This window comes from Streptomyces sp. A0958 (assembly GCF_004795035.1).
Taxonomy (GTDB): domain Bacteria; phylum Actinomycetota; class Actinomycetes; order Streptomycetales; family Streptomycetaceae; genus Streptomyces.
Genome location: NZ_SSBK01000072.1, coordinates 1 through 9,163, shown reverse-complemented (window position 1 = coordinate 9,163; position 9,163 = coordinate 1). Strand labels below are relative to the sequence as shown.

General features: G+C 66.6%; 10 protein-coding genes and 1 pseudogene. 6 read left to right on the top strand and 5 right to left on the bottom strand.

Annotated elements, in window-relative coordinates; all coding sequences use genetic code 11:
• Positions 1-234 precede the first annotated feature (234 nt).
• Positions 235-360: a hypothetical protein gene (locus tag E6P78_RS33970; RefSeq protein ID WP_276607245.1), complete on the bottom strand. Its 126-nt coding sequence runs from the start codon at positions 358-360 to the stop codon at positions 235-237.
• 139 nt (positions 361-499) lie between these two features.
• Here E6P78_RS33970 and E6P78_RS32155 point away from each other — a divergent pair, with 139 nt between their 5' ends.
• Entirely contained in the window at positions 500-940 is a 441-nt protein-coding gene (locus E6P78_RS32155) for a helix-turn-helix domain-containing protein (protein ID WP_240799463.1), read from the top strand.
• A 126-nt stretch (positions 941-1,066) separates the two neighbouring features.
• Here E6P78_RS32155 and E6P78_RS32150 read toward each other — a convergent pair whose 3' ends face one another.
• Complete coding sequence (locus tag E6P78_RS32150; RefSeq protein WP_136207155.1) at positions 1,067-2,455, bottom strand: IS1380 family transposase; 1,389 nt, start codon at positions 2,453-2,455, stop codon at positions 1,067-1,069.
• A gap of 365 nt (positions 2,456-2,820) precedes the next feature.
• On the opposite strand from E6P78_RS32150, the gene E6P78_RS32145 reads away from it, so the two are divergent.
• On the top strand, positions 2,821-3,222 hold the full coding sequence (locus E6P78_RS32145; protein ID WP_136207154.1) for a hypothetical protein: 402 nt from the start codon (positions 2,821-2,823) through the stop codon (positions 3,220-3,222).
• A gap of 130 nt (positions 3,223-3,352) precedes the next feature.
• On the opposite strand, the gene E6P78_RS32140 is transcribed toward E6P78_RS32145, so the two are convergent.
• A complete protein-coding gene (locus E6P78_RS32140) occupies positions 3,353-4,102 on the bottom strand; it encodes a transposase family protein (RefSeq protein WP_136207153.1) in 750 nt (249 codons plus the stop codon).
• A gap of 80 nt (positions 4,103-4,182) precedes the next feature.
• Here E6P78_RS32140 and E6P78_RS32135 point away from each other — a divergent pair, with 80 nt between their 5' ends.
• A complete protein-coding gene (locus E6P78_RS32135) occupies positions 4,183-4,488 on the top strand; it encodes a transposase (protein WP_136207152.1) in 306 nt (101 codons plus the stop codon).
• Positions 4,489-4,766: 278 nt separating this feature from the next.
• Here the strand turns inward: E6P78_RS32135 and E6P78_RS32130 are convergent.
• Positions 4,767-5,387 (bottom strand): annotated as a pseudogene (locus E6P78_RS32130) (transposase); the annotation flags it as partial.
• Between the two features lie 164 nt (positions 5,388-5,551).
• Between E6P78_RS32130 and E6P78_RS32125 the strand changes: the two are divergent.
• Positions 5,552-5,728 (top strand): hypothetical protein, encoded by a 177-nt coding sequence (locus E6P78_RS32125; protein WP_136207151.1) that lies wholly within the window; start codon positions 5,552-5,554, stop codon positions 5,726-5,728.
• Positions 5,729-5,762: 34 nt separating this feature from the next.
• On the opposite strand, the gene E6P78_RS32120 is transcribed toward E6P78_RS32125, so the two are convergent.
• Complete coding sequence (locus tag E6P78_RS32120) at positions 5,763-7,220, bottom strand: hypothetical protein (RefSeq protein ID WP_240799462.1); 1,458 nt, start codon at positions 7,218-7,220, stop codon at positions 5,763-5,765.
• A 310-nt stretch (positions 7,221-7,530) separates the two neighbouring features.
• Between E6P78_RS32120 and E6P78_RS32115 the strand changes: the two genes are divergently transcribed.
• Positions 7,531-7,899: a VOC family protein gene (locus E6P78_RS32115; RefSeq protein WP_136207150.1), complete on the top strand. Its 369-nt coding sequence runs from the start codon at positions 7,531-7,533 to the stop codon at positions 7,897-7,899.
• A gap of 765 nt (positions 7,900-8,664) precedes the next feature.
• Entirely contained in the window at positions 8,665-9,030 is a 366-nt protein-coding gene (locus E6P78_RS32110; protein WP_168712762.1) for a DUF4440 domain-containing protein, read from the top strand.
• The last annotated feature ends 133 nt before the right edge of the window (positions 9,031-9,163 follow it).

Here is a 9,163-nt window from a genome sequence, read left to right as displayed (position 1 = left end):
ACGCGGTCTGCTTGCGCAACCAGCCCCGCAGCACCCGGCGTTCATGATCGGACAACTCCAGCGGCAACGGCTTCGGGCCAGGCATCGCCCCACTCTACAACCGCACGCGAATTAACGACTCAGGACACTAGGCGGCGCGCTCCTGCTCCTCGGCTGCGCGGCGCAGCTGCTCCGCGATCTCCTGTTGATCCATGGTCTTCCCCATTCTCAAGATGTAGGTGGGTGGAGGGTCGTTCAGCTCAGTACGGTGAGGGCGAACGCGGCGGCGGCCAGGACCAGGACGTGCGCGGCCTGGTCGACATGGGCGGCACCACCTGCGGCGGCCCACTCGGACTGCCGGGTTTGGCGGCTATCACCCAAACTCCATGTGTGCAAGGTCGCGATTTCAGACCCTGGCGGGCATCTTTGCGACACTTCGAATGTCTGCACGCACTACGAAGTGTGGATCTCCGCCTAGTGTCCTGAGTCGTTAGTTCGCGTGCGGTTGTAGAGTGTGGCGATGCCTGGTCCGAAGCCGTTGTCGCTGGAGCTATCCGATCACGAACGCAGGGTGCTGCGGGGCTGGTTACGCAAGCAGACGGCGTCGCAGGCACTGGTGCTGCGGTCGAGGATCGTGCTGGCGTGTGCAGAGGGCCGGTCGAACGCGCGGGTCGCGGACGACCTGGGTGTCTCGCGGGAGACGGTGCGCAAGTGGCGGTCCCGGTTCGCCGCGGACCGGCTGGAGGGTCTGGTGGACCGGCCGCGTTCGGGTGCACCGCGGAAGATCACGGATGAGCAGGTCGAAGCCCTGGTCGCCACGACGCTGGGCCAGAGCCCACCAACAGGCGATTCGCACTGGTCGACACGTTCGATGGCCCAGGCCCAGGGCATGTCGCAGTCGGCCGTCTCGCGGATCTGGCGGGCGTTCGGCCTCAACCTCGATCCACCGCGTGATCTCTGATCACGCGGTGTGATTGCTTTTGGGGCGGATTTTGGGTTCCGGGCAGGTCGGTTTTCCGGCTGGCCGCTGCCGGTGGCGGGTTCTCCGAGGTCTTCCGGGGCGTGGGTGGGCGGCGGGGTCCGGCTGTCAGGTTTGCATCCGCTGCCCGAGGGCGGTCCACAGGTCAGTGAAGTCATCGGCCTGGCACCAGTGTTGGGGCAGGTGCAGCACGATCCGTCGTCCCGGGCGTGCGATGCGGGCCGGGACGTGGATGAGGTGACGACGGATCGTGCCGGTCCGCGCCTTGGCATGGAAGATGGAGGCGAGGTGGCCGGCGGCGCGGGTGAGGTTGTAGGCGGCTGCCGCCAGGGTGAGCCAGGCTGCGTTCGCGGTGAACTTGCCCGAGGGCAGATGGGCCAGGGCGGAGTCTTCCAGGTCGGCGAAGACCTGTTCCACCGCGGCGTGGGCGCGGTGCATCGGTTCGGCGTCGGTCAGGACGAAAACGCTGTCGGTGAAGATCACGTGGTGGCGCCAGACGGCGAACAGCTCGCTCTGCCCGTCGGGCACCGTTTTCGGGTTCAGCCGCTTCACGCGGCGCACGATCAGCCGGGCGGTGGTGTGGAACGCCTTCTTCTTGCTGGTGAACGCGGTGAACGGGACTTCTGCGATCTCGGCGTCGGAGATCCAGCGTTCCTCCTCCTCGTCCCAGACCGCGTCGGTGTACTTGATCGGCGTCCAGACGTCGGGACCGATCGTCTCGATGGCCGCGCGGATGGTCTTGGTGACCGCGACGGCCAGGGAGAAGCGGGCGCCGGCCTTGCGGCAGACATCCACGACCTTGTGGGAGAAGTAGGCGGAGTCGGCGCGGACGACGATCTGCGCGGTGATGCCCATGGCCCGCACGGTGGCCAGGGCCTCGCGCAGCAGCGAGGCGGCGCCCTTGCCGGAGCCTGCCGAGCCCTTGCGGAGTCTTGTCGCGACGATGACCGGTGCGCAGGTGGATGTCTTGACGGTGACGATCTGGAAGTGCAGGCCGCGGACCTTGGTGTAGCCGAAGGAGGCGCCCTGCTTGGCGGGTCCGTAGACCTGCTTGACCTTGGAGTCGATGTCGACGAAAACGACCTCGTCCGTCTTGGGGACCAGGCCGGTGTGGGCGGCCAGGTTGCAGGTGAACGCTCGGGCTGCCGCTTCGAGTTGGCGGACGTGTCCCCAGGTGAAGGCCCTCAGGAAGGTGCCCAGTGTGGACGGCGCCCGCACCCCGCCGAACAGCTTCCCCAGCCCGCCATGGCGCAGAATATCCAGGTCGTCGATGGAGTCGGCGCCGGCGACCATGCCGCCCACAATGCTCATCGTCTTCGCGTCAGCCGCCGTGCCGGCGCCGTTCTTCGCGCCGGTCAGCTTGACCTTCTCGGCGACCAGGGCGGGCAGGTCGCACCGCTCGGCCAGCCGGATCACCGGGACCAGCCCGGCGTGCGCGATCAGATTCGATTCGTCGAACGCGGCAAACACCCGCGCCGGGCCGTGGGAAGATTTCACTCGAGAGGTGCCTTGCCGGTTGGTGCTGATGGAAGCGTAGAGAACTCCCATCATCCCAGGTCAGCAGGCACCTCTTCTGGATTCAACATCCACAGCCCGGCCATCACGCGGTGGATCGAGGCTCAAAGACCCTGCCCTACGTGGTGGTGACCCGATCGGCATAGGCGGTACGCGAAGGAGGGCCCCGGAAATTCCAGGGCCCTCCTTCCGGCGGGGCCAACGCGAAATCGATTGGCTCAGTAAATGTACAGGTCATCAGGTACCCGGAAGAGGTCCAGCGGTGCCAGGCTAATCCGCCGGGAAGTGTCCGCGATCGAACCGCTCGATGGACTCTTTCGATCGATGATCCCGCTATGATGCTTCTCGTGAATGAGTCTTTCGATCCTCAGAACTGGATTCCCTGGTTCATAGGCGTGGGAGGTTTTTCTCTGGCTTCCTTCCTTTTCTTTGAAATTGGTTTCAATATTGTGATACTCAAGGTTCGTGGCGTTCTTGTGACCGGAGCATGCGTAGCTCAGAAGGGGTTTTCCTCGGTTATCCGCTATGAGGGCCCTGATGGATCGGTGCGCGAGGTGTCGATTGGTGGTGGGGAGCAGTGGCGTCACGTGAACTTCGGTGACAGGCTGGATATTGTATGTGATCCAAAAAGGCCCAAGGTGGCGAGCGAATCCGTTCTGAGTATTCCCCAGGCAACTCTTTATCTGGTCATTTCCGTCGCATTCTTCGCCGGGGCGGTGCGTACTGCTGCATGGCCTTTCTTCGGGTGACCGGGAAGCAGGGAGGACCAGGCTGTGAACCGTGGGCGTGCCCGTCGGCCCGGACAGCGGGCAGGCGGGCACTTGTCATGTTCGATGGCTTACTGTGCATCGGGCCGAGGTTTGGACTCAGTGAGCCTTTTCAGCGTTTCCTCTCCAGGGTGAGGACGGCTCTGGCGATGACGCTCATGCGGTTGGGGCTGATGCGGGATCTGCGGAAGATCTGCCAGGACTTCAGTCGTGCCATGCCTCGTTCGACGGGTGCACGGGCTGCGGACAGGGCCCGGTTCGCGGTCTGCTCGGTGGGCGTGAGTTCGCCGCCTGGCGGGCGGCGCTTGGCGGTGGTGACCCAGTCGCCGGCGCCGATGTAGGCCATGTCGGCGAGGATGGGGATGCCCTGCCGCGCGCAGATCCGAAAGATTCGGTGGGTACGGGCGGCTGTCAGATCGTGGGTCCGGCCCGGCAGTGCCGGTGACAGCCAGAGGATCTGCCCGCCGGGGTCCGTGACGACCTGCACGTTCACCCCGTGCCGCTTGTGCTTCGAGGAGTAGTCGGCCCTGCTGTCACCGACGCGGTCGCACTCCGCGAGCGTGCCGTCCAGGAGAACGAAGTCCGGATCGTGTGCGCGCAGCGTCTTCAGCAGGCCAGGTGCCTGCTCGGCGAGCAGGCCGGTGACCGTGGTGACGTAGGCATGGGCGGTGCCGACGGATATCCCGAAGGCCGAGGCGATACGGGCGAGGGTGTCGTGGCGACGCAGGTACACCAGTGCGATCAGCGCACGCCGGTGCGGCGGGAGTTTGCACCGGCGGTCACCTTCACGGGTGACGATGAGCATCGTGACCCACTCGACCAGGGCGTGAGGCAGGTCGAGTACGGCAGGATAGGAAACCAACAGGGCTTCGTGAAGTTCCCCCTGTTGGCTGGACAGCTTGATACTGGGACGGATGGTCTCGGAGGAAGCAGTCACAGGTAGTGAGTAAGAAGAGTAATACGAGTAAGCGGTATACGGCCGAGTTCAAGCGGGACGCGGTCGCCTTGGCGTTGTCCTCGGAGAAGACGGTCACCGAGGTCGCGAGGGGTCTGGGCGTGAGTCCGGAAGGGCTGCGCGGGTGGGTGGAGCAGGCGAAGATCGACCGAGGTGAGGGGCCCGCCGGGGCTTTGACCACTGCGGAGCGTGAGGAGCTGGTCCGGCTGCGGCGGAAGGTCCGCGAGCAGGAGGCGACGATCGAGATTCTGGGGAAAGCGACTGCCTTCTTCGCTCAGGACAAGATGAGGTAGACACCGCGGCACGGTGTCACTTCATCGATGCGGAGAAGGCGTCGGAGGGTAATCCCGCAGGTCTCAGCGTTTCGTTTCTGTGCCGTGCGCTGGGGCTGCCGCGTTCCACCTACTACGCGCACAGGGCTTCGGAGCCGGCCCGGACGGTGCGGGAGCGGGCCGAGGAGGTGCTGGTGGGCGAGATCCGGGTGCTCCACGCCGGATCTCGCGGTGCCTACGGGGCCCCGCGCATCCACGCCGCCCTGCGGCGGGCCGGTGAGAAGTCGAGCGGGCGGTTAGAGCCAGTACTTCGCGCCCTCGCCGCCGTCACCGGCCCAGATCCCCAGGATGTCCCGGTGCCCTTCGGCCGCGACCGCCATCACGACGTAGATGGGGCGGTTCGCCACCTGCCCGTCCCGGATCTTCACGTTGATGGCGTCCACGAACAGCACCGGGTAGACGCGGTCCAGTGCCCGGTTGGACCACTCCGCCATGCCGTCCATCACCTTGTCGGTGATCGTGGGGATCGTGGCCTTGGACACGCTCGCGCCGTAGACCTCGGCCAAATGCGCGGATATCTCGCCGTGGGTGAGCCCCTTCGCGGACAACGACAGCACCATCTCGTCCACGCCGGACAGGCGCCGCTGCCGCTTCTTGACGATGGCCGGCTCGAACGTGCCGGCCACGTCCCGGGGAACCTTCACCTCGACAGGACCGACATCGGTCAGCACCGTCTTCGCCCGTGTCCCGTTGCGGGAGTTGCCGCTGCTCCGGCCCTCGGCGTCGTGCTTCTCGTATCCGAGGTGATCGGTGATCTCGCCCTCCAGGGCGGACTCCAGGACCCGCTTGGTCAGCTGCTGGAGCAGCCCGCCTTCCCCGGTCAGCTGCAGACCCTCGCTGCGGGCCCGGTCCACGAGCATTGCGACCAACTGCTCGTCACTCGCCGGCACGGCCGCCGTCGGCTCACTGCCCGGTATCTGCTCGATGGTGGTGTCGCTCATCTGGCGTCTCCTTGATCATCGGATCCGCCGATCATTGAACACTCCCGCGGCGCGCTGTCGAGAGCTCCACCCGGAACTCGGCGGTGGCCGGGTACCCTCACATCACCGTGCCCGCCGGATACGCGCGTGGAGCGCTGCCCGTGGGCATCTCCTTCCTCGGGACACGCTTCAGTGACGCGCGTCTCCTCGGCTATGCGTGCGCATTCGAACAGGCCACCCACGCCCGCAAGGCGCCCGGCTACCTCCCCACCCTTCGCTGACGGCACCGCCGCACCGTCAGCGGGCGTCACATACTCACAGCCCGGCCCGTTCGAGCACGTGGTGCATCGTCACGACGGGAAGCGTCCGGTTCGCGGCCGCCCCGGTGACGACGGCTGGCTCGTCGGCCGCAAGGAGAGTGATCAGCCGCTCGGTTGGGATGCACGGGTTGGTCGCTGCTCGACCTCGCACGTAGTCGGCGTCGTCGGCCAGCAGCGCCTCAATCGTTGCGATCGGAAGCCCGGGATGTGCTGCGGCGACGCCCCGGTCACGCGGGTCGTCGGAGCGGGCCAGGGCAGTGGCGGCATCGGCGGGGAAGTTCTTGTGGGCGACCATGTCCCAGCGGCTGAAGCCGTTCCAGTCGGCAGCAATGCGCGCCAGCAGCCAACCGGGGGCGTTCGGTTGGCGCTCGCACACGAACAGCCGCACGGCGAAGCTCTCATCGATGGCAAGGATACCCACGGCCTCGTCAGACAGGTCGGTGCGCATGGCCAGCGTCTTGCGGAAGACTTGGTGACGGCTTCGCGCGAAGGCGACCTGATCGGACTCGGACAGGTCGGCGGCCAGCAGCCACTCGACGGCGTTGCCGCTGCTGCGGTCGTCGTACTCGACCGGTACCGACTCACGCAGTACCGGGTCGAGGCCGTGGCGTGCGACGACTGCCGCGCGGACCTCGTTGTCGGGATCGTGTGCCAGAGCCGCGACATGCTCAGGGTCCAGTGTCGGATTGGCCGCAACCGCAGCGCGCACCTGCGGGTCCGTCAGGAAGCGGTCGGTCAGGTCGGCGTCCAGGTCGGCGGTCGCGGTGATCTGCCGCAGTACCGCCGCGCTGTTCGCCGGGTCTGCGCAGGAGTCGATGTCCGCGAGCATGCCGCGGGCGGCCTCGGGGGGAAGCGGACCGTCCAGGCGGAGCAAGATCATCTCGCGGTGGGAGGCTCGGGTGGCATGCGAAAGGAGTTCACCGATCCGGGCGGTCGGCGCAGGGTTCCACTCGGTGGCAGCGATGGCGGCCGTTCGCGCATCCTTGTCATCGAGCATCCTGGCCCGGATGTCGTCGGGCAGTTGGCGGTTGAAGGCCAGGGCACGGCGGATCTTCGGTTCCGGGTCTCGGGCCAGCAGCTCGTAGACCTCGTTCGGCAACGGCTTCGGGTAATTCAGCCCGTGCGCGCCGGAGGCGGTGAAGTGCGGGGCACCTTCCGCCAACCGGTCACGCACCCGCGGGTCGACGTCTCGGGCAAGGACGGTCTGGACCTCGGCCGGGAGACTCGGATTCGCAGCAAGCTCCGACCGCAGCTTTTCATCCTCATCGCCAGCAAGGATTACCGCGGCCTGCGCGGGCAGGTCACGGCGCCGTGCAAGCACGGTCCGATCGATGTTCGCCGCAGCGAGGCGAACAAGGGTCGCGGGCTGTGCGGCGGGGTTGCCTGCCAGGCCGCACAGCAACGGCGCCAGGTTCCGCTGCGTGATGATAGGACGTTCGAAGGATGCGGACACCGACCTATGGTGCCAGGGCGCCTACGGGTTCGGTGTCGAACATGATCGACGGTATCCACCCGACCAAGAGGGGCAGCGGTTGCAGCAGATTGCACGGCAGGGCATCGCGTTCCGGCGTACCAAGAGGTGGAGGCTGCGCCATTTCGGAGTGGCTGGTGAGCAGAGGAGGCGTGGCGTCGCTTTCGGGGATGCTTGTACTGGTCGCGGGCGGCAGTCTGGGGGCAGATCGTCTGGCGGGGTGGTTTGGCCGATGAGTTCGCCGTTCTCGAACGGTCTACCCAGCGACATGACCGTTCTCGACAGGAGTGCTATGTCCACCATCCAGCCAGTGGTCATCACTGCCGAGCAGGACGTCCTGCTCGGCTTCTGTACGGAATTGTTCGGCGCCGAGGAGATCTTCCGGGTACCGGAGGAAGGCCCGGCCTTCTACCTCGGCTTGCGCATCGGCGACACCGACGTCGGGCTGGTGGCCAAGAAGGACCCGGGGACCGGGGCGGCACCGCGGATCGTGCTCAGCATCGGCGTCGACGACGTCGACGAGACGCTCGGCCGGGTGACGGCGCTGGGCGGCTCGGTCCGCAGCGGCCCCAACGACATGCCGTGGGGACAGCGCGTCGCCCACATCCAGGACCCCGACGGCAACCCGGTGAACCTCACCCAGCCGATCCCGGCTCAGTGACGCTGTTCCGGGTGCCTGTGCCGGTCGCGGGCTGCCTGTGGTTGAGGTCAATTGCCTGTAGCGGCCTCAGGGTTCGTCGGCGAGCAGTGCGTGATGCAGGTGGGTGGCGCGAGCGGGGTCGATGTGGGGCTTGGTGAGGGCCCGCCAGTTCTTCAGGTTGGCGAAGTCGTTCGTCCGGGGCCCGTCCGGCGGCCCGGATGCGGTTGGCCTCCCTTTCGGCGAGTGCGAGATTGCGGACACGGGTGGCCTCGAAGCCGGTGACGCCCACGGGGTCGTCCCTGTCGTCGTCCAGGCCGAGGAAGCCCAGGTCGGCCTGGGCGCCGAGACCGGCAGCGCGCAGTGGGCCAGGATATGGTCGCGGCGCGCGGCGGTGATGTCGTGGGGGCGGCCGGGCCGGGCAGCCGGTATCCACTCCTGGACGGCCCCGCTCGTCGGTCAGGGCATGCACACGTGCAGACCGTGGCGTCTACGCTTGCCGGAGCAGTTCGGGCGGTTCGCTTTGCCGGTGCGGCGCCGGGTGATGATGAGGGTGCCATCGATCAGAACGACCTCCCCCGCCCCGCTCGGCGATCTCCTTCAGGGCGCAGTCCAGGCGAGGCTGGCTTCGTTCACGTTCGGCGGCAGCACTTGTGCATGAGTTCCGGTGGCAGTTGGTGATCACTCCGCCGAGAGATGTTCGCGAGTTTTGACGGCAGCGCCGTGCCGTCGTCGCGGCGAGTGATCAATTCAATGTGCCTTGGCAAGCAGCATCCGTAGGGTTTGCACATGACAGATGAGAGTGAGCGGGCCGTGCAGGCGGCCATCGATGGGGAGATGCGGCTTCTCGATCCCGAGGTGCGTGCTTCCCCGGCCCGTGTCCTGGAGCTTCTGGATCCGGAGTTCATCGAGTTCGGGGCTTCTGGGCGCCGGTGGGACGTGGAGTCGATCCTCACGGTGACGAGCGGAGGCTCGGTGTCTCCGGAGTCTCCGGTCAAGGTCAGTGAAGTGGCCGGAGTCGTCCTCGCTCCGGGCATCGTCCATCTGACGTACTTCGCCGACAACCAGGACCGCCGGGCATGGCGGAGTTCTGTGTGGCGCTTGACGGAGACGGGCTGGCGGATGTACTTCCACCAGGCCACTTTGACCAGTTGAGTGGATCGGAAGATTTCAAGTCCAGTGAGACGGTCGTGACGCTATGAGGTTTGTGGTGCGGGGTCTCTCCGTTTGGCCGGGTCGTTGATCCAGGCCATCTGAGGTATCTCGGGTGGTCTGGGGCGGCGGCCGA

Bases quoted from the DNA above. Each gene is read 5' to 3' on its own strand.
- E6P78_RS32155 (WP_240799463.1), top strand. From the start codon at position 500: ATGCCTGGTCCGAAGCCGTTGTCGCTGGAGCTATCCGATCACGAACGC.
- E6P78_RS32110 (WP_168712762.1), top strand. From the start codon at position 8,665: ATGACAGATGAGAGTGAGCGGGCCGTGCAGGCGGCCATCGATGGGGAG.
- E6P78_RS32115 (WP_136207150.1), top strand. From the start codon at position 7,531: ATGTCCACCATCCAGCCAGTGGTCATCACTGCCGAGCAGGACGTCCTG.